Origin of the sequence: Flavobacterium sp. 5 (assembly GCF_002813295.1) — a bacterium.
GTDB lineage: Bacteria > Bacteroidota > Bacteroidia > Flavobacteriales > Flavobacteriaceae > Flavobacterium.
Window position 1 is genome coordinate 4805822 of the sequence record NZ_PHUE01000001.1, and the last position, 22453, is coordinate 4828274.

Annotated in this window: 18 protein-coding genes; 14 read left to right on the forward strand and 4 right to left on the reverse strand. The window is 31.1% G+C overall.

Annotated features, from left to right (window positions below):
- Positions 1-13: 13 nt before the first annotated feature.
- From CLU82_RS20155 to CLU82_RS20215, 14 genes are all read left to right on the forward strand, one after another.
- Positions 14-2836 (forward strand): aminopeptidase, encoded by a 2823-nt coding sequence (locus CLU82_RS20155; protein ID WP_369829041.1) that lies wholly within the window; start codon positions 14-16, stop codon positions 2834-2836.
- A 186-nt stretch (positions 2837-3022) separates the two neighbouring features.
- On the forward strand, positions 3023-5431 hold the full coding sequence (locus tag CLU82_RS20160) for a thiamine pyrophosphate-dependent enzyme (protein WP_100844789.1): 2409 nt from the start codon (positions 3023-3025) through the stop codon (positions 5429-5431).
- A gap of 82 nt (positions 5432-5513) precedes the next feature.
- Complete coding sequence (locus CLU82_RS20165; RefSeq protein WP_100844790.1) at positions 5514-6191, forward strand: peptidoglycan DD-metalloendopeptidase family protein; 678 nt, start codon at positions 5514-5516, stop codon at positions 6189-6191.
- Positions 6192-6473: 282 nt separating this feature from the next.
- Positions 6474-7547 carry an OmpA family protein gene (locus CLU82_RS21130; RefSeq protein WP_198520250.1) on the forward strand — a complete coding sequence of 358 codons (1074 nt, stop codon included), beginning with the start codon at positions 6474-6476 and terminating at the stop codon, positions 7545-7547.
- Between the two features lie 362 nt (positions 7548-7909).
- Positions 7910-8377, forward strand: coding sequence for a hypothetical protein (locus CLU82_RS20175; RefSeq protein ID WP_100844792.1), 468 nt, complete (start codon positions 7910-7912; stop codon positions 8375-8377).
- A 159-nt stretch (positions 8378-8536) separates the two neighbouring features.
- Entirely contained in the window at positions 8537-8926 is a 390-nt protein-coding gene (locus CLU82_RS20180) for a hypothetical protein (RefSeq protein ID WP_100844793.1), read from the forward strand.
- A 112-nt stretch (positions 8927-9038) separates the two neighbouring features.
- Positions 9039-9473: a low affinity iron permease family protein gene (locus CLU82_RS20185; RefSeq protein WP_100844794.1), complete on the forward strand. Its 435-nt coding sequence runs from the start codon at positions 9039-9041 to the stop codon at positions 9471-9473.
- A 228-nt stretch (positions 9474-9701) separates the two neighbouring features.
- Positions 9702-10166 carry a hypothetical protein gene (locus tag CLU82_RS20190; RefSeq protein WP_157813409.1) on the forward strand — a complete coding sequence of 155 codons (465 nt, stop codon included), beginning with the start codon at positions 9702-9704 and terminating at the stop codon, positions 10164-10166.
- A gap of 66 nt (positions 10167-10232) precedes the next feature.
- Positions 10233-10385, forward strand: coding sequence for a lmo0937 family membrane protein (locus CLU82_RS20790; RefSeq protein WP_157813410.1), 153 nt, complete (start codon positions 10233-10235; stop codon positions 10383-10385).
- 200 nt (positions 10386-10585) lie between these two features.
- On the forward strand, positions 10586-11059 hold the full coding sequence (locus CLU82_RS20195; RefSeq protein ID WP_100844796.1) for a nuclear transport factor 2 family protein: 474 nt from the start codon (positions 10586-10588) through the stop codon (positions 11057-11059).
- The gene (locus CLU82_RS20200) at positions 11059-11505 is read left to right on the forward strand and encodes a DinB family protein (RefSeq protein WP_100844797.1); all 447 of its coding nucleotides are present in this window, start codon (positions 11059-11061) and stop codon (positions 11503-11505) included. Before CLU82_RS20195 ends, CLU82_RS20200 begins: the two co-directional genes overlap by 1 nt.
- Before the next feature lie 398 nt (positions 11506-11903).
- Positions 11904-14138, forward strand: a complete 2235-nt coding sequence (pflB, locus tag CLU82_RS20205) for a formate C-acetyltransferase (RefSeq protein WP_100844798.1) — start codon at positions 11904-11906, stop codon at positions 14136-14138.
- 100 nt (positions 14139-14238) lie between these two features.
- Positions 14239-15021 carry a pyruvate formate-lyase-activating protein gene (pflA, locus tag CLU82_RS20210; protein WP_100844799.1) on the forward strand — a complete coding sequence of 261 codons (783 nt, stop codon included), beginning with the start codon at positions 14239-14241 and terminating at the stop codon, positions 15019-15021.
- A gap of 38 nt (positions 15022-15059) precedes the next feature.
- Positions 15060-16262: an OFA family MFS transporter gene (locus tag CLU82_RS20215; RefSeq protein WP_100844800.1), complete on the forward strand. Its 1203-nt coding sequence runs from the start codon at positions 15060-15062 to the stop codon at positions 16260-16262.
- 27 nt (positions 16263-16289) lie between these two features.
- Here CLU82_RS20215 and CLU82_RS20220 read toward each other — a convergent pair whose 3' ends face one another.
- From CLU82_RS20220 to CLU82_RS20235, 4 genes are all read right to left on the reverse strand, one after another.
- Positions 16290-20015 (reverse strand): starch-binding protein, encoded by a 3726-nt coding sequence (locus CLU82_RS20220; RefSeq protein ID WP_100844801.1) that lies wholly within the window; start codon positions 20013-20015, stop codon positions 16290-16292.
- 296 nt (positions 20016-20311) lie between these two features.
- Positions 20312-20890: an NAD(P)H-dependent oxidoreductase gene (locus tag CLU82_RS20225; RefSeq protein WP_100844802.1), complete on the reverse strand. Its 579-nt coding sequence runs from the start codon at positions 20888-20890 to the stop codon at positions 20312-20314.
- A 57-nt stretch (positions 20891-20947) separates the two neighbouring features.
- A complete protein-coding gene (locus CLU82_RS20230) occupies positions 20948-21511 on the reverse strand; it encodes a Crp/Fnr family transcriptional regulator (RefSeq protein WP_100844803.1) in 564 nt (187 codons plus the stop codon).
- 33 nt (positions 21512-21544) lie between these two features.
- A complete protein-coding gene (locus CLU82_RS20235; protein WP_100844804.1) occupies positions 21545-22435 on the reverse strand; it encodes a Ppx/GppA phosphatase family protein in 891 nt (296 codons plus the stop codon).
- Between the last annotated feature and the right edge of the window lie 18 nt (positions 22436-22453).

Here is a 22453-nt window from a genome sequence, read left to right on the forward strand (position 1 = left end):
ATACATCCCCAAATTGAAATCTATCGGTAAAATTATCCTGTTACTTATTGTTTTGTTGGTAACTCAAAAACAATATGCTCAGCATCAATCAAAGATGACTGCAGTTGTGAATATGGGTTCTAAAACGGTTGCTATTGATCAAGAAATTACTTTTTACAATCAATCCAATGACACTTTAACCTCGATTGTATTAAATGATTGGAATAATGCTTTTTCGGATAAAGAAAGTCCAATGGGAAAACGATTTTCTGATGAATTTTATAATAAGTTTCACATGGCATCTACAGAAGAGCTTGGTGGGACTATCAATTTAAAAATTGAAGATGCTCAAAAGTTTTTTACTTGGGAAAGAACTAAAAAAGATCCTGATTACATCACAATTACACTAAATAAAACGTTGCTTCCCAACCAAAAAGTAAAACTCCATCTCACATACACAGAAAAAATACCTAGCAATAAATTTACTGAATATGGTTATTTTGAAAAATATGGTATGCATCTTAAAAATTGGTTTCTAACGCCAGCGCGATATGAAAACAAAGAATTTATAAAATATAATAACGAGAATCTTGATGACATTGCAAATGCAATTTCTGATTTTTATATTGATTTAAAAATTACTGGCAAAAATGCAATTACTACCAACCTGACAATTGATCAATTAACACAAGCTGATCAAGAAACTAATGTCAATTTAATTGGAAAGAATAGAAATGATGTTGACCTTATTATAGAAAAGGAATCTAGCTATACCAGTTACAAAGTTAATAACTTAGAAATCTTTACAAATATTAGATCAGGGAGATTTAATGACTCTTTAAAAACTGAAATAATAAAAAGAGTTGTTGATTATAGTAAAAATCAAATTGGTGAATATCCATTTGAAAAAATAGTCATATCTGAGGCTGATTATGAAAAAAATCCTTTTTATGGTTTGAATCAATTACCTAAATTCATGCGCCCTTTCCATGAAGATTTTCTATTTGAAATAAAATTTTTAAAAACCTATTTGAATAATTATCTTAAAAGCAGCATGCAATTGGATTCCAGAAAAGATAATTGGATTTATGATGGAATTCAAATCTATACTATGATGGACTATATAGATGAATATCATCCGGGTAGTAAAATGCTGGGGTCTGCTTCAAAATTTTATCTACTTCGAAATTTTAAAATGGCTCAAACTGATTTCAATGAGCAGTATAGCTACTATTATATGCTGATGGCCAGAAAAAATTTAGATCAACCGCTAAATGCTCCTAAAAATGCATTGATAAAATACAACGTTCAAATTGCTAACAAATACAAAGCTGGATTGAGTTTACATTATCTTGATGATTATCTTGGAAATGAAATAGTTTTGGCTGGAATTAAGCAATTTTATGATCTAAACAAGCAAAAACAAACTAATCGAAGTGATTTTGAAGAGCTTTTGAAATTAAAAGCTCCTAAAAATATTGATTGGTTTTTTAATTATATTATTGATAGCCGGGAAACGATTGACTATAAATTTGATGCTGTTTCTAAAACAAAAGACAGCGTAACATTTATAGTGAAAAATAAAGGAGTCCCATTAGTTCCAATGCCTGTCTTTGGAATTAGAGAGAAACAAGTTGTTTTTAAAAAATGGCTAGAAACTAATGAAATTGATAAGGAACTTACATTTGAAAGAAAAAGTATAGACAAATTGACCTTAAATTATGCAAATGAAGTTCCAGAATTCAATTTAAGAAACAATTCAAAATCACTGCGCCCTTTTTCATTAAATCGTCCCTTAAAGATGACTTTTTTCGAAGATTTAGAAGACCCACATTATTCTCAATTATTTTATGTACCTACTCTATTTTTTAACAAATATGATGGTTTTTCACCTGGAATAAATTTTTATAATTACAGTTTTTTTAATAAACCATTCACGTTCTCTTTAAATCCAATGTATTCTATCAATACTAAATCAGTGGTAGGTAGTTACAACTTGGCATACAATCAGTTTTTAAGAGAAGGCAGATTATATAATATTAGATACGCATTAAATGGTTCTTATTACCATTATGCCCCGGATGCTGCCTATTTAAAATTATATCCTAGTGTATCTTTATCATTAAGAGAACCTAATTACAGAGATAATAGAAGACAATCTATAACTTTAAAATATAATATTATAAACAAAGAACCTTCGGCAATTGTTATTGATAGTACCGATAACTATTCTATCTTAAATCTTAAATATTTCAATATTAAAACTGAAGTAACAAGTCATGTCAAATTCTTGACAGATGTCCAATTTTCGGGTTATTTTGGTAAAGTATCAGCTGAAATGGAATACCGTAAGTTATTCAAAGATAACCGTTATTTTAACGCGAGAGTTTTTATAGGTACGTTTTTATATAATAGTAATAATACTCAAAACTATAATTTTGGAGTTTCTCGAGTGAATGATTATTTGTTTGATTATGCCGTTTATGCTCGATCAGATACTACAGGAATCTTAAGTCAGCAATATTTCTTTGCACAAGGAGGTTTTAAATCTTTTGTAAATCCTGAAGACTCAAATAGATGGTTAGCAACAACTAATTTAAGTTATTCTTTACTTTGGAATTGGTTCGATGCTTATGCAGATTTTGGTTTAGTTAAAAACAAAGGCTTTCAAAATTCGTTTATTTATGATAGTGGTTTACGGTTAAATTTAGTTCAAGATTACTTCGAATTGTACTTTCCTGTATATTCTTCAAATGGATTTGAGCCGTCAGAAAAAAATTATGGAGAAAAAATTCGTTTTATCTTCGTTTTTAGCCCAAAATCATTAATTAATCTTTTTACCCGAAAATGGTTTTAATTCAAAACAAAAACTTTAAAATATTGAGTTATTGTTATAAAAATTTAAACAAAATTATTTATTTGATAAAAATACATTCGTTTTACTAGAAATTATTTCATAAAAAATTATAAAAATACAGAATTGCATAATGTTATATAGATAGTTTTAATTAAATTTGCAGCATTAAAGCTATACTTTTAAATTATGATTAAAGAGAAAGTCAATACTGGTTTAACATTCGAAGATTTCAAAACTGAAGTTTTAAATGATTACAAAATCGCCATAATAAGCCGAGAATGTAGCTTATTAGGCCGTAAAGAAGTATTAACTGGAAAAGCCAAATTTGGTATTTTTGGAGATGGTAAAGAAGTTCCTCAGCTTGCCATGGCCAAATGCTTTAAAAACGGAGACTTTCGTTCAGGTTACTATCGCGATCAAACTTTTATGATGGCTATTGGTGAATTAACCATTCAACAATTTTTTGCAGGTTTGTATGGTCATACAGACATTGATTTAGAACCAATGTCAGCAGGAAGGCAAATGGGCGGTCATTTCGTAACTCATAGTCTGAATGAAGATGGATCATGGAAAAACCTGACACAACAAAAAAATTCTAGTGCAGATATTTCTCCAACTGCTGGTCAAATGCCAAGATTACTTGGATTAGCTCAAGCATCAAAAATATACAGAAACGTTACAGATATCCCAAATTCAGAACAATTTTCTATTGAGGGTAATGAAATTGCTTGGGGAACTATTGGTAATGCCAGTACCTCTGAAGGATTATTTTTTGAAACTATGAATGCTGCGGGAGTTTTACAAGTCCCGATGGTAATGAGTGTCTGGGATGATGAATATGGTATTTCTGTACATGCGAGACATCAAACAACCAAAGAAAACATTTCTGAAATATTAAAAGGATACCAAAGAGAAGAAGGCACTAATGGTTTTGAAATATTAAAAGTAAAAGGTTGGGATTATGTTGATTTGATTGCAACTTATGAAAAAGCTGCTGAAATAGCGCGTGAAAACCACACTCCTGTTTTAATTCATGTAAATCAATTAACACAACCTCAAGGGCATTCTAGTTCAGGTTCGCACGAAAGATATAAAAATGCAGCTCGATTAGCTTGGGAAAAAGAATTTGATTGTATTCGTCAAATGAAATTATGGATGATTGCTATCAATATTGCTTCTCCTGAAGAAATTGAAACAATAGATTTGGATGCCAAAAAAGAAGTTTTTGAAGGTAAAAAAGCGGCATGGAATGCTTTTATCAACCCTATCGTTGAGGAACAAAATGAATTAATTGCCATTTTAGAAAGAATTGCAGTTTCTAGTACTAAAAAAGAAGAAATTCTAAAAAATATTTCTAGTTTAAAAAGCATTAAATCTCCTTTGAAGAAGGAAATAATGGTAGTTGCTAGAAAATCACTTCGTTTAATTATAAATGAAATTGACAAAGTAGAATTATCTGCTTGGATTACTAATTATATTAAAAAAACGCAACCAAAGTTTAGCAGTAATTTATTTTCTGAATCAGATAAAAATGTATTTTCGGTTAAAGAGGTTTTGCCAGAATATCCAAGTAATGCTATAGCAGATACTGATGGGAGAATGATTCTGAGAGATAATTTTGACGCTATTTTTTCAAAATATCCTGAAACTTTAATATTTGGTGAAGATGCAGGTAATATTGGTGATGTAAACCAAGGTCTTGAAGGAATGCAGGAAAAATACGGAGAGTTGCGTGTTGCCGATGTAGGAATTCGTGAAGCTACCATATTAGGACAAGGAATTGGAATGGCATTAAGAGGATTACGTCCAATTGCTGAAATACAATATTTGGATTATCTATTGTATGCTATTCAAATCATGAGTGATGATTTAGCAACGTTGCAATATAGAACAGTTGGAAAACAAAAAGCTCCACTAATAATTCGTACTCGTGGACATCGTTTGGAAGGTATTTGGCATTCTGGTTCTCCAATGGGAATGATTATTAATGCCATTCGAGGAATTCATGTATTAGTTCCAAGAAACATGACACAAGCTGCTGGTTTCTATAATTCTCTATTAGAATGTGACGAACCAGCTTTAGTTATTGAGTGTCTGAATGGTTACCGATTAAAAGAAAAAATGCCTTTGAATTATGGCGAGTTCAAAACACCAATAGGTGTTGTTGAGACATTGAGAAAAGGAACTGATATAACACTTGTCTCTTATGGTTCAACCTTGAGATTAGTTGAACAAGCTGCCAAAGAATTATTTGAAATTGGCATTGATTGTGAAATTATTGATTTACAATCCTTACTTCCATTTGATATTCGCCAAGACATTGTAAAAAGTATTGAAAAAACCAATAGATTATTAGTAATTGATGAGGATCTTCCTGGTGGTGCTTCGGCTTATATTTTACAGCAAATTGTAGAACAACAAAATGCTTACATTCATCTGGACAGTAAACCACAAACTCTGTCTGCTAAAGCCCACAGACCTGCATACGGGACAGACGGTGATTATTTCTCAAAACCATCTGCAGAAGATATTTATGAAAAAATATACGAAATGATGCATGAGGTGAATCCATCAAAATTCCCTTCTTTGTATTAGTCAGATAAAACAATACCTAAAATCCCAATTTAAAAATTGGGATTTTTTTTATATTTATACCAACTCTTAATCTTGATTCTCAATGATATCCTTAGAAACTTTATTTTTAAACTTAAAAGACATCAAAGTTATTGACAATACTATCCCTTATTCACAATATACTCCTTTTGATTTATCTGTTGCTAATCTGGAATTAAGTCAACTAAACATTTCAAATGCTACTGAATTTGAAACTTATATTGAACAATTTTTAGCTAAGAATAAATCATCAGTGGCATATGGAGGTTATAATGAAGTTCGTAACTTATATAAAAGAAGTACTGTTTTTAATGATCTGAATACCGAAGAGCGTAATATTCATATTGGTTTGGACTTATGGATTAAATCTGGTACACCTGTTTTGGCTGCATTGGATGGAATAGTCCATAGTTTTCAATACAACAATAGCCTTGGTGATTATGGACCAACAATTATACTAAAACATCAATTAGAGAATCATACTTTTTATACTTTATACGGTCACTTATCGTTGCAGAGTATTACTACAATCAAAATAGGTGATTTTTTTTCCAAAGGGCAACAATTGGCTACATTAGGAAATGCAGCTGTAAATGGTGATTACTCTCCTCATTTACATTTTCAAATTATAAAAAATATAGAAAATAACTTTGGAGATTATCCAGGGGTATGTAGCAAAAATAAACTGCCCTATTATTTACAGAACTGCCCTGATCCAAATTTTTTATTAAAAATTTATTGATCAATCTTAAATTTTATTCTCACTAAGATTGAGATACAATAATCTTTTTTAAAAATCTTTACAATATCCATCTAGTATTAACTAATAACAAGTTCAATATCTTAAAAGAGACTGTGTAACTAATATTCTTAGGCACTCAGTCTCTTTTTTGTTTGATAATCCAAAATATAATTGATGTTCAAATTAAAAAGGTGTGAATAATGCAATTATGAGCAAAAGTTATGTAACAAATAAAATCAGCTTATGAATGAACTTTGTATAAACAAATTAAAAAAACATAAAATGAAAAAATTACTATTGTTATGTACGTGCTTAGCATTTGCATGTATAGTCACTGCAGCATCAAAAAACAGTGAAAGGAATATTAGAATGTATGAGGATAACTTAAACCATAGTGTAGATTTAAGAAATGAAGTTTACAAAACCGATGTGAAGATTTATCGAGTTGAAAATTTAATAGCTCCTTTCTTTGATAAAAAAGATTCGGATAATGATGGTGTTGCTGATAAAGATGATAAGTGCCCGGATACTCCAGTTGGTGTAGCTGTTAACAAAACGGGTTGCCCCCTTGATAAAGATATTGATGGTGTTGCCGACTATTTAGACAAATGCCCAGATTTAGCAGGGTTATCAGCTTTGAATGGTTGTCCTGATAGAGATATTGATGGTGTTTCAGATGCTGAAGACCGTTGTCCCGATGTAGCTGGCTTATTAATATTGAAAGGTTGTCCTGATGTGGATAAAGATGGCGTAGCAGATATCGATGATAAATGTGCAAATACAATCGTTGGCTACAAAGTAGATGCATCTGGATGTCCTTTGGATAACGATAAAGATGGTGTGGCCAACGAAGTTGATCTTTGCCCTGATGCAGCTGGCCCTTTAGCACTAAAAGGTTGTCCAGATACTGATGGAGATGGTGTCACTGATAATATTGACCGTTGTCCTACTGAAAAAGGTAATATTATTGACAAAGGTTGCCCTAAAATAGCTCCAGCAGATGTTAAAAAAATTGCGGATATAGGTGGTAAAATTTTCTTTGAAAATGCAAGTGCTGAACTAAAAGTATCTTCTTTTACACAACTTGATTATTTAGTTGAAATATTAAAACATTATAATGCTACAGATTTACAAATTGGTGGACATACAGATAATGTAGGTGGAGATAAATACAATATAGATTTATCTCAACAACGTGCGGAATCCGTAAAAATCTATTTAATAAGTAAAGGTATACCAGATACAAGACTGACTGCTTTAGGATTTGGAGATGGTAAACCTATTGCCAGTAACACTACATCTTCAGGAAGAGCAAAAAACCGAAGAGTTGAATTGATTACGTATTATAAGGAATAATTAATTGAATTTTTGAATTTTAAAAAACGAGATTGTTGCAAAACAGTCTCGTTTTTTTTGTTATCAACCGAACAATCATGTTACTAAATATATTATTGTTAATAGCTTTTTTTAATATCTCGTTTTTTTTAATTGTAGAATTTATTTTAACAGTTATTAAAATGCAGAAAGAGTAACAATTAACAAGACGCAATCAAATTATTTATAGAGATCAAAAAAACCGTGAATTATGAAATCTTTACAGTAAATAGTGTAATATAATAGAGCAGTTAACTTTTGATCTTTGTAATATAAAAGGTAGAGGATAATATATACTCCTTTTATTTTATAATAAAGAAAATTGAAACATTAAAACAAAAAAAATGAAAACAGTAAAACTAATTGCCGTCGCCCTATTCTTGTTTGCATCAACTGCAAATCACGCACAAGTTTCTATAAATGTGAATTTTGGAACACCTCCACAATGGGGACCTGTTGGCTATTCTCAGGTATCTTATTATTATTTACCAGATGTACAATCCTACTATGACATAAGTGCTCAACAGTTTATTTTTCTAAACAATGGAGTATGGATTAGATCTCGCAGTTTACCTAATCGCTATAGAAATTATGATTTATATGGCGGGTATAAAGTAGTACTAAATGATTACCATGGTTCAAGACCTTATACACATTATAACGAGCACAAAGTAAAATATTACAAAGGATATAACAAAGGTCATCAGCAAAATTATAAAATGGCAGCTAATCACGACAATGGACACCATGACAATGGGAATCATGATAATGGAAATCATGGAAATAAAGGCCATAAAAATGGTAAACATTAATATTCCTAATTAAATAAAAACTCTAAAAGAACTGAATGCACTAATCTTGAAGAATAACAATATTAATCTAAAAAAACATCAGAATTCCTTAAAATGAATTTTAGATAAATACATCCCAAATCATAAGGATTGACATTCTAAAAACTTAAAAGAAAGAAAATGAAAAATGAAAAAAAATTAGGTATTTGGATGGATCATTCAATAGCATATATCATAGAGTTTTCTGATCAATGGAATGAATTAAAAATAATAGAATCTAATTTCAAACATCTAGACAAAGTTATCAGTCTTGCAAAAATCAAATCTTTATTAAATAATAAAGAACAACAGATACAAGCTGAATTCTATAAAAAACTGGAAATTATTATTTTCAATTATGATACTGTATTACTCTTTGGTCCTACGAATGCAAAAAAAGAATTATTGAATAAAATGAAAATAAATCATCGATTTTCTGATATAAAATTAGAGGTAAAAGAGGCTGATAAAATGAATAAAATTGAAAAAATACATTTTCTTTTAAAGCATTTTGACGCAGTAAAAGTTTGAAATTCTTATTTAATAATCTAATCATAAGACAGCTTAATTGCTTGTTAAAATTTATAATAAGCTCTGCTATTAGATTGGCAGGGCTTTTATAATTGTTTCTAAATAAAATATCATGAATAAAATATATAACCATACCGAAAATCTTTTCGAAAAACTGGTCTCTATTGGAACCACAATTTTAGGTAATTCTATTTCATTTCTTATAGCATTATGTTTGGTACTATTTTGGTGGATCAACAGTTTATTCATAAACAATGACATACACCTTATTATTGGTGACATCATTTTTGGAATTACTTTCTTGAGTTTATTTATTATCCAAAAATCATTCAATCGATTCTCGGCTTCTTTACATCTAAAAATAAACGAATTGATTTCATCACATGAACATGCCAGCAATACTGTATTGAATGCTGAAATTAAAACAGAAAGAGAAATCACAGAGCTGTCCAAAGAGTATTCTGAACTGGCTGAACAAATTAAAGATTTAAATGAAGATGTAAAAGAAGAACTCACTAAAGAACTTAAAAAAACTTTGGCTGATTAAAAAAATCATATCGAAAAGTGATTTTATTTATATTCAAATATTTACTTTTTATAAGTCGTAAATAATGTAATTCTTTACTAAAATTTTATAACACCTTTTTGCACTATTACTCCCATCTTTGTATTGTTGTAGAAATAAATTTACAATTAATTTTAAAAATAAATGAACACAACAACAGAAATAAACGAAAACTTGGAAATCCAAAATATAACTTTAAATATAATCAATATGAAAAAATTAAATTTCGCCCTTGCAATAGTCACTATCATGACTGGATTGATGCTTACTAGTTGTAAGCCAAACACAGAAAAAGTGCAAGATGCTCAAGAAAATGTTGATAGTACAAAAACAGCCTTAACAAAAGCTGAAGACAATTTAAATCAAGCCAAAAGAGCTGCTACAACAGAAGAATGGCAACAATTTAAAGAGGATACTAACGCTAAAATTGAAGAGAACAATGCTAAAATAGCGGAGTTAAAATTGAAAATTAAAAATGCGGGTAAGGATATTGATAAAGCATATCAAAGAAATATTGATACAATAGAACAAAAAAACAAAGATCTTAAAATCAAAATTGACTCATATAAAAATGATGTCAATAGCGATTGGAATTCTTTTAAAAGAGAATTAAACCATGATGTAGATGAACTTGGAAAAAGCTTAAAAGACTTTACGGTCGATAACAAAAAATAAACACTCTATATTGTTGTAATAGTCAATGATTACAACAAATTATTAATTTTTAATAAAACAGAAATCATGAGCAATCTACTTTACACAGTCGCAGTAATACTTGTCCTTTTTTGGGCAATTGGATTCTTTGCCTACAGTGCTGGATCAATAATACATATACTACTTGTAATTGCATTAATTGCAGTAATTTTAAGAATAATACAAGGCAGAAAAATATAGTAATTAAATCAAATAAGAAGTTTTAGATGGAGTTACAACTGAGCTGTTTTAGGAATAGTATTATTATATCTAAGGCTTAACAATTTATAGATTTAAAATCTTGTAGTTATAAAGTAACACTGAATACTAAAAGATAGGCATTTTAATTGCCTATCTTTTTTTGTAAAAAAATCACTATTTTTACTTTCAAACTTTATAAAATGAATGAGAACGAACAATTAATACATAAATTCTACACTGCTTTCGCTAAAGCTGATGCAAAAACGATGTGCGAATGTTATCACAATGCGATTCAATTTCAAGATCCTGCCTTTGGAAAGCTCAATGGAAACGATGCTTGTCAGATGTGGAATATGTTGATGGAAAAAAGTAAAGGAAACATCAAAATTGAATTTTCTGACATCACAGCTGATAATTTTTCAGGTTCAGCCAAATGGATTGCTACATATAATTTTAGTAAAACTAATAGAAAAGTTATCAATGAAATTCATGCTCAATTTCAGTTTCGAGATGGTTTAATTGTAAATCATATTGATTATTTTGATATTTGGAAGTGGTCTAAACAAGCATTAGGTTTTAAAGGTTTGCTATTAGGATGGACTGGTTTTATGCAAAAGCAAATTCAGAAACAAGCTATGACTTCATTACAAAATTATATTAAAACTCACTCTTAATGTCTTTAGAAGTTTTAAAAGTCTTATTTAATAGAGATTTAAATAAGTTAAAATTAGAAATTGAATCCTACCACAATGAAAGTACGATTTGGTGCATAGAAAAATCAATAGTAAATTCAGCTGGAAATTTATGTTTACATTTAATAGGTAACCTAAACACCTATATAGGAGCACAAATTGGAAATACAAATTATATAAGAAATCGACAACTTGAGTTTTCGAATAAATTTGTTCCAAGAGCTCTACTTATTGCTGACATAGAAGCTACAATACTAATGATTAACAGTACTCTCGATCAACTTATAGATGAAGATTTAAAACAAGAACACTCCTATTTAGTTTTTGAGAGTAAAACTTCCTTAGAATATTTATTGATGCATCTCACAACACATTTGACTTATCATTTGGGTCAAATTAATTATCATAGGAGATTGTTAGATAATTAGCATTACTTAATCAATCTCATCTATAATCAGCAGATTTGCTTTTTATTATTTACAAATTGGATTGTGCAGCTTAATTAAATAGCCATATACTCTTCAACAAAGGATATTTTTTTGCTAGAAACACTACATATTACAATAAATTATTTTAAAATATAAATTTTTAACACAATTAAACTGATTAAAATAAATAACTATAAGTTTTACCTATAACGTAATAGATATAAAAAATAATCATCAAAACAAAGAAAAGATCAAATAAACAACTACTTAATTATAAATACTTTAATTATTATTTAAAAATAAATAGCAACATCAATCAAGCCTTTAAATTCCTTAAATTTACTAGTATAAATTAGTTTTTATTAAAGAAAACATGTTAACTAAATAATTTTATTAAAATGAAAAGTACGACAGAAATATTATATTTTAAAACAGGGAATTGGAATAATGCAATTGATGTTTATGATTTTGTATTGCAGAATATATCTCCTTATGAAGGTGATCAAAGTTTTTTAGCAGGTCCATCAGAGAAAACAAATAAACTATGGAATGTTTGCAAAGAAAATTTACTTGAAGAAAGAAAGAAAAATGGTTGCTTAGCAATAGATACGACTACCATATCAAATCTTACCTCATTTGGACCAGGCTATATTGATAGAGAAAATGAAGTTATTGTAGGTTTACAAACCGATATGCTCTTAAAAAGAGCGATGAAGCCATTCGGAGGTATCAAATTGGTAGAATCTGCTGTAGCAGAAAGAGGATTGAAAGTTTCGGATGAAGTAGTAAAAATATTTAATTACGCTAAAGATCACAATCAAGCCGTTTTTAGTGCTTATGATAGTGAGATTAGAGCCTATCGCTCTAAACATCTGCTAACTGGTTTACCAGACAATTATGCAAGAGGAAGAATCATAGGTGACTTTAGAAGAGTTGCACTTTATGGAATAGACAAACTTATAGAAGCAAAAAAAGAAGATTTTGCTTCTATTTCTGGTGAAATGACTGATCACAAAGTACGTCTTAGAGAAGAAATTTCAGAACAGATCAAAGCTTTACAGGATATGAAAATCATGGCCAATTCTTATGGCATTGATATTTCTGTTCCTGCAACCAATGCAAAAGAAGCTGTTCAGTTTACTTATTTAGCTTATTTAAGTGCCGTAAAAGAACAAGATGGAGCTGCAATGTCTCTAGGGAATGTTTCGTCATTTTTGGATATTTATATTGAAAATGATTTAAAATCAGGTTTAATAAACGAATCAGAAGCACAAGAATTTATTGATCAATTTGTTATGAAACTTCGTTTGGTACGTCATTTACGCCCAGGTGCTTATGATGAAATTTTTGGAGGAGACCCAACTTGGGTGACCGAAGCTATTGGAGGACAGCTTAACGACGGAAGAACTAAAGTGACTAAAACTTCATTTAGATTTTTACAGACATTATACAATTTAGGAGCTTCTCCGGAACCAAACTTGACTATTCTATGGTCACAAAGTTTGCCTCAAGGATTTAAAGATTTCTGTGCAAAAGTTTCTATTGATACTTCTTCGCTTCAGTATGAAAATGATGATTTAATGCGTATAAACAGAGGATCTGATGATTACGGAATCGCTTGCTGTGTTTCTTATCAAAAAATTGGTAAAACTATTCAGCACTTTGGAGCTCGTGCTAATTTGCCTAAAGCTTTATTGATGGCTTTAAATGGCGGTCGTGAAGAAGACAAAGGATCTGTTGTTATTAAAAACATTCCTCAGATGGCTGATGGTACTTTGGATTATGATTCAGTAATGAATATCTTCAAAACTACTTTAGCTGAAGTTGCAAGAGTGTATGCAAAATCAATGTATATTATTCATTACATGCATGACAAATACTATTATGAAAGAGCTCAAATGTCTCTGATTGATAGTGATCCAAATATTGATATTGCTTATGGTGCAGCAGGGATTTCAATTATTGCCGATTCATTATCAGCAATAAAATACGCAAAAGTTACACCAGTTAGAAATGACATTGGATTAACCGTAGATTTCAATATAGAAGGAGAATTTCCAAAATTCGGAAATGACGATGACAGAGTAGATAGTATCGCTCAGGAAATCACTACTATATTTATTGATGAGTTAAGAAAACACAAAGCATATAAAAATGCTACTCCTACTCTATCTTTATTAACCATTACTTCAAATGTAATGTACGGTTCTAACACAGGTTCAACACCTGATGGACGCAAAGGTGGTGAAGCTTTTGCACCTGGAGCAAATCCTATGCACGGCAGAGATACACATGGAGCTATTGCTTCTTTAAATTCTGTTAGTAAATTGAAATATGAAGATGCTCAGGATGGTATATCCTATACTTTTACGATGGTACCAAAATCGTTAGGATCTGATAAGGAAGAGCAAGTTTCAAATTTAATAACTATTTTGGATAGTTACTTTGGAAGAAATGCACACCACTTAAATGTGAATGTTTTGGATAAAGAAACACTATTAGATGCTTATAATCATCCTGAAAATTATCCTCAGTTAACGATAAGAGTTTCAGGATATGCTGTAAATTTTGTTCGATTGTCTAAAGCACATCAGCTTGAAGTTATCAACAGAACTTTCCATGAAAATTTGTAAACTAACACAACTAATAAATTTTGAATTAAACCACATTAACCTGTCTAGAAAAAACAAATCAAGTTTAATTTAGACAGGTTTTTTTAAATCTTTTTATTGAATGTATTTTCCACAGCAACACTATACAGATGATTCGATAGACTCTCACAACACTGATTTATTACGAATCCATTCTATTGAAACATTAGGAACTCATGATGGTCCGGGAATCAGAATGGTAATCTTTGCTCAGGGATGCCAATTTCGATGTTTGTACTGTCAAAATCCCGATACTTTAGATATTCATGGCGGAACATTTATACCTATTGAAGAACTTTTAGAAAAGGCATTACATCAAAAATCTTATTTTGGTAAAAATGGAGGTATTACTGTTTCTGGTGGTGAACCTTTATTGCAACGAGAAAAGTTAATTCATTTTTTTGATCGTTTACACGAAAATGGCATTCATACTTGTTTGGATTCAAATGGAAGAGTATTAGATTCTAAAACTGAACAATTACTAGAAAGAACCGATTTATTGTTATTGGATGTCAAACACATCAATAAAGAGTGGCATAAAAAGCTTACTGGTGTTAAAAACAAAACAACGCTTCGATTAGCTGAATATAGAGAAAGTACTGGCAAACCAATGTGGTTGCGATATGTGCTAGTACCTGGCTGGAGTGATCAAGAAGAATATCTTCATGAGTGGGGGAAATATTTCACTTTCTATAAAACAATAGAGAGAGTTGAAATTATTCCTTTCCATCAAATGGGGAAACACAAATGGGAAATGTTAGGCTTAGAATATCAATTGGCTGATACCATTCCGCACACAGCTGAAGAAGTAAATAAAGCTGCTGAGATATTCAAGTTATACTTCAAAAATGTAAAAATCAAATAAAATACATTTTAAAATATTTTATTACAATAATTATAATTATGTCAAAAAACAAGTATTTGATAGTAGTGGCCGGAATGGTCATGCAGCTATCAATAGGATCTATTTATGCTTATAGCAAATGGATTGAACCTTTATCCAAAGAATTAAACTGGGATGCTCATGATACCAAAACTGGATTTAGTTTAGCCATTTGCTTCCTAGGACTAACAGCTGCTTTTATGGGGAAATTTGCTCAAAAAATTGGACCTACAAAAGGAGGACTTATTGCAGCTGCATTTTTAACAATAGGATTATTAGGCAGCGCTTTGTCTGTCAAATTAAATTCAATGTATTTATTCTATTTAACTTTTGGGGTAATACAAGGTATTGGCTTAGGATTTGGATATATTGTCCCCGTCTATACCGTTGTGAAGTGGTTTCCTGATCGTCCAGGACTAGCGTCTGGCATCATTATCATGTCATTTGCCTTAGGCTCTTTATTAACATCATTTTTAATTGGCCCATTATATACATCTATAGGACTAACTGGTGCATTTACTGCTTTAGGAATTGTTTATGGATTTTGTATGCTATTAAGTTCATTATATTTGGCTAATCCAATTAGTACTTCTGAAGTTCACCATACACATATAGATTTGACTCCAAAAGAAATTATAACTGACAAACGTTTTATCGCGTTATGGATATTATTATTTTTAAATGTATGCGGAGGTATCGCCATAATCTCAAAAGCAGCAGTTCTTGGAGAAGAAGTTGTTGGAATGAATTCTGTTCAAGCCACCATGTTCGTAGCAATCATTGGTTTATTTAACGGAATTGGACGTTTGTTTTGGTCCAGTATTTCAGATAAAATTGGCTGTTGGACTACTTTTATGATTTTTATAGGAATCAACGCAGCTTGTTTTGCACTAATCCCTACATTTTCAACAAATCAAATTTCATTTCAAGTTTTAACTTTTATTATAATTGCTGGTTATGGCGCAGGATTTGCTACAATGCCTTCGTTTGTAAAAGAAATTTTTGGAATCGAAAAATATGGTCCTGTACTTGGCTACACTTTGACAGCATGGTCAGCCGCTGCATTTGTTGGCCCACTATTATTAGGTCTAACCACTGATATTACTATTTTCTATTTATTTGCCATATTATTACTCATTGCCTTGTTTGTTGGTTTATGGCTCAAAACATTGTTGCTAAAACCAGTTATGGATAATAAAAAAAAGGCTCAAACTAAAGTTTGAGCCTTTTAAATTTAAAAACTATATCGATTATTTTTTAATAATCTTTTTCAAACATTCTTGACCATTTTCAAAATGAATCTTAACAAAATAAATCCCCGAAGGCAAACTATCTACGTCAATAGTATTATTATTTACTTTACCAGATTGAACTGCGACTCCATTGATTGATAGAATTTGATAATCCAAAACTGTTAGATCAGAACTAATTTGCAATAAGCTACTAACTGGATTTGGATATAAAGCCACTGAAGTGCCAGTAGTAACTTCTTCTTTTACTCCAAGTTTTGCAGTACTTGCTCCCCAAGAATATGAATATCCATTGGTTTTATTCAATAAATCAGCAGTTTGATTTGCAGTTCCAGTCGAACCATTATTAAAAATTAAATTAACAGATGTTGGTCCAGTTATGGTATATTTATAAAAACCATTAGTATCTGCAACCATAGCTACACCTGGCCAAGTAGTACTAGCAACACTTCCTGTTGGGACAGCATTCCAATAATGTACTTTTGGCGTACCTGTCCATGTAGTCGGCGGTTTAAAATAAACAGTCAAGGTTGGAACTGTAACAAAAGTATACACCTCAGTTTTTATTGAAGATAAAGTACCCGCTGTATTTTTAACCAATGTTTTTACTGTTGTGTTAGCAGTAATAGAAAGTGTTTTTGTACCAACCGCTGATGTAGAAGCTGTAGTTGGAGTTGTTCCATCTAATGTATAATAAATCGTTGATGTATTTACATTAGCAGTCAAAACTACACTAACTGTTGCTCCTGTAGTAAACGTTCCTCCAGCTGATAATATTGTCAAATCAGGAGCAACTACAGGACATCTGTTTGTTGGTTCTGCAGCTAACCAAGCCGAATCATAATATTTAATTCCTGCTGTAGCCGTTAAATCAACTGTTTTTAAAGTACCATCATTAAAAATAATATTAGATGCACTAACAGTTGATGGGAAGGTAAATGCATACCAATCTCCACAATCCTGTGTCATAGCAACTCCTGGCCACGTTACTACTGGAGCAGTTCCTGTAGTTCCCCAATAATATACTTTTACTGTAGAAGCCCATGTTGACGGTTTTTTGAAATAAACTGTAAATGTTGTTGGAGTAACAAAATTATAAACCTCAGTTTTTACTACAGATGAAGTACCTGCGGTATTTTTTACAAATGCTTTTACCGTTGTATTAGCTGTAATAGATAGTGCTTTTGCTCCAACCGCTGATGTTGATGCCGTTGTTGGAGTTGTACCATCTAATGTGTAATAAATCGTTGACGTATTTACATTGGCTGTTAAAGCTACACTAACAGTTGTTCCTGTTGTAAAAGTTCCTCCAGCTTGAAGTATTGTTAAATCAGGAGCAACGACAGGACATCTATTAGTTGGTTCAGCACTTAACCAAGCCGAATCATAATATTTAATTCCTGCCGAAGCTGTTAAATCAACTGTTTTTAAAGTACCGTCAGTAAAAACTAGATTAGAAGTACTAACTGTAGATGGGAATGTATAGGAATACCAATCCCCACAATCTTGTGTCATGGCAACTCCAGGCCAAGTTAATGTTGGTGCAGTTCCTGTAGTTCCCCAATAATAAACTTTCATTGTAGAAGCCCATGTTGTTGGTTTCTTAAAATAAACAGTAAATGTTGTTGGAGTAACAAGATTATAGACTTCCGTTTTTATTGCTGATGAAGTACCAGCTGTATTTTTTACAAAAGCTTTTACTGTTGTATTTGCAGTAATAGAAATTACTTTTGTTCCAACAGCTGATGCTGATGCCGTTGTTGGTGTTGTCCCGTCTAGCGTATAATAGATTGTTGATGTATTTACATTGGCAGTCAATGTTGTACTAACTGTTGTTCCAGCTGTAAACGTTCCTCCAATTTGCGAAAATGTAAAATCAGGAGTAACAACAGGACATCTATTGGTTGGTTCTGCACTTAACCAAGTAGTATCATAATATTTAATTCCTGCTGTAGCTGTTAAATCAACTGTTTTTAACGTTCCGTCAGTGAAAACTAAATTAGAAGCACTAACCGTTGATGGGAAGGTATAAGCATACCAATCACCACAGTCTTGTGTCATAGCAACACCAGGCCAAGTTAATACTGGAGCAGTTCCTGTAGTTCCCCAGTAATATACTTTCATTGTAGAAGCCCATGTTGATGGCTTTTTGAAATAAACTGTAAAGGTTGGAATAGCAGCAAAATTATAGATTTCACTATATATAGTAGAACTAACATTGGCAGTATTTTTAACTAAAGCTTTCAAAGTTGTATTTGAAGAAATAGAAAGTATTTTTGTTCCAACGGCAGAAGGCGAAGTTGAATTTGGTGCTGTTCCGTCTAAAGTATAATAAATAATTGAGGAAGGATTATTAGCAGTCAATACTGCACTAACAGTTGTACCTATACCAAATGTCCCACCAGCTGGTGCTATTGTCAGACTAGGTACATCAACGACTACTCCTTTATCCCAAATAGCAAAACCAGTTCCTGATAATTTTAAAGTCCAACCAGTTCCAGATGGAGACCAACTATCAGAACCTAATTTCATTGCAACTTTATCATCAATAATAGCTGCGTATAAATTATTTGTAGCAGCTACTATATTTAATGTTGATGTACTACTTAGACCATTATCTTTTCTAATTTTAATCATTGCATCAATTTCATTTTTGATACCCCAATTAAAATAATGTGGCCACCAAACCATTGGTGTTCCAGGATGAGTCAACAAATATGCATATCCTTTTAATACTTGATCTCCAGGGAAAACCCATAAGTCTTGTCCGTAAGGACTTGGTCCTGTATCATGGTTATCCAACATCGTTACTGCATTTGAAGGCCATACTCCTATCAATCCAGATGCTTTTCCAGACCCATCTTTTAAATAACTCAAATTGTTATCTTTAAAAGCATTTTGTAGAGCACTTTTAGTAGCAAAATCAAAAGCGGTTGAAGCGGCAGTTGTAGTACCTCCTTTAGTATAATCTAACCATTTTACAATTTTGCTTCTATCTCCTTCTAACAATTCACCTACCGAAAAATATGGATTAGTTGCATCATTATATTCCTTGATATATTTACCATCATATCCATGCACAAAATCATAGCGCCATCCATCAAAACCAATATCGTTTTTCAACCAATTCATCCATGTTTTGATACCTTCTCTAACCAATGCGTTGGAATGATCTAAATCTCTTGCTGCGGCAAATGAACCAGATTCTCCTGCAGATTTTAAACCAGCTGCTACTGGATCATAATCAGGGGCACCGGTCCCTTTTTGTCCACTAGCACTAATATTAGAAGTGTTGCAAATAGACCAAGTCTCAGTTGGTGTATTCCAAGAAGGAGTAGAGAAATCATACCACCCTAAGGTTCCTCCTCTATGATTAATTACTATATCTGCAATTACTTTGATATTTTTTGAATGCAAATCGGTAATTAAAGACACTAATTGTGCTTGAGTTCCTTGTGCATTATTCAAGTCATACCATACTGTAGGGATATAGCCCATTCCTCCTGTAGATTTACTTGGAGGCGGAAGCCAAATAGCGTCAAAACCAGCCGTTTGTAAAGCTGAAGAGTTGCTTTTGATTACTTCGTACCATTTTGTTGCAGATACATCAGTAGTCCAGTGAAACCCTTGGATCATTACTTCTTTTCCAGTAGCTTTTGTTTGTGAAAAAACAAATGAATGTAAAAGAAAAAACACGAACAATAAAAAATAGTTTTTTAATTTCATAGGTTATTTTTTAATTTAAATTTGGTTAATATTATGTGAAATTAATAATAAATCACCTTGTTTTTTATATATTTTATTTTACTTTCTTAAATTATAAAGAATAACTAACACTCTAACGTTGTAGTAATCATTCTTGTTAATAAAAAGTTAAGCGCTAAAACAACCAAATGAATTTCAGCCACTTAAAAAGTGGTGATTAACAAGAAATATAAAATAAAAAAAGACTCAAAAACTAAGATAAGTTTTGAGCCTTTTGATTTTATATTTTTGAATTTTAAAAAATATTGTCTAAAAAATTATTTAAGTAGAGTTCCTAATTGAAAAACTTTGTCTAACCATTTTTTTCGTTGTTTTTCATCAGAAGTTTTAATTATTCCAACATAGGTTACTCTTACAGGTTTCACCCCACAAAATTCTAATGTTGACTTTTTTAATTGGTTAATACTAGGTCGCGAAAAAAACAACTTATAATACCAACTGGGCTGATCTAAAGTAGTAATAATATGAGCCGTTTTTCCTTTTAATAATTTATCCCACCAAACTGAATTTTCACGGTATTGAAAAGCCATTCCCGGCAAAAACAATCTATCAATAAATCCTTTAGTTATTGCAGGTAAACCACCCCACCAGACCGGATGAATCCATACTAAATGATCAGCTTTTTTAATTTTTTCCCACGCTTCAACCAAATCAGGTTCTAAATCAATTCTTTTTTGATAACCATATATCAAATTAGGATTAAACTTTAAATTAGCGATGGTAATTGTTTCTACATTTGCTTTAGCTTCCAAAGCTCCTTTTTTATAAAATTCTGCTAAGGCAAAATTAAAACTAGAAGGATTGGGATGTCCATTTATTATTAAGATATTTTTCATAAGATTAATTTTTAACAAAAATATCCTATCCTCCCGTTTTAAAACAGGACAAATGTCTTAAAAAACAACAACTTGTCTAATGCGGCTCAAATGTCTTGTGGAAATTCCTAAATAAGAAGCTAAATAAATCAAAGGAATATGTTTAATATATTTCTCATGATTTATAAATAAGGTTTCATACCTTTCAATAGCAGATTTTTTTTGCAAACAGGCAATACGATAATGTAAATTAACCACTTCATTTTCGGCAATCCTTCTACCGATATCTGCCCATCTAAAACTAGAATTAAAAAGCCTTTCAATAGCTAATTTATCGATGATTTCAAGTTCACAATCTGTTATTGCTTGAATATTTTCATCAGTTGGTTTCTGGGTAATAAAACTAGAAAATGCAGTCATGAATTCATTTTCGAAAGTAAAACAATTGGTTATCTCTTCTTCTTTTGAATTCAAAAAAAAGGAACGTAAAATTCCAGATTTTACAAATGAAATTTCATTACAAACCTGATTTTCAAAAATCAAAAAGCTTCCTTTTTTTAATTTCCTAAAAGTAATCAAACTACTTAAAAGCTGACATTCTTCTGAAGTTAATTGAAATAAATACTGAAAAACTTTTATCATTTTTGATTATTTATACCTGGTTTTTTAGCAAAATTAAATTTTACCGTAGTACATAGCTTTTACAATACCATCTGAAAGTCCAATTTTAGGAACATAAATCTGTCTAGCTCCACTCCATTTCATAGCATTAAGATAAATACGAGTTGCTGGTACAATAACATCAGCTCTATCAGGGTTCAATCCTAATTGAGAAATTCTTTGCTCATATGTGAGAGAATTCAAATAAGCATATTGAGAATTTATATAAATGTAAGACAAAGGTTTTTCCTGAACTTTTCCTGACATTTTAAACAGCTTATTGATATTACCTCCAGAACCTATTAAGGTAACCTCTTCATAATCGGCAGTATTTTGTTTAATCCATTTCTCTATTTCTTCCCAAACAACATCGCAAACCATTTCATTTAGCAAACGCACTGTTCCCGCTTTAAACGATCTTGAATTCACCATTTTTCCATTAGAAAACAATGTAAATTCTGTACTACCACCACCAACATCTACAAATAAATAGGCTTCATCTGTTTTTAATAAATGATGTAAATCTGTTGAAGCTATTATCGCTGCTTCCTTTTTACCATCAATAATTTCTATTTTGATATCCGCTTTCTTTTTTATTAAGGCGACTACCTCTTTGGCATTGTATGCTTCACGCATCGCCGATGTTGCAAATGCCATGTATCGCTCTACTTTATGTACTTTCATTAATAAATTAAAAGCCTTCATAGCATCAGCCATGCGATCAATATTTTCAGGTGAAATTTCACCTACAGTAAAAGCATCCTGTCCTAAACGAATAGGAACACGAACTAATGAACTTTTATTAAATTGAGGTTCTTTATCATCTTCTTCTACAATATTGGTAATCAATAAACGCATAGCATTCGACCCAATATCAATAGCAGCATATTTTTTAATTTTAATCATATTCTCAAGGATGCGATT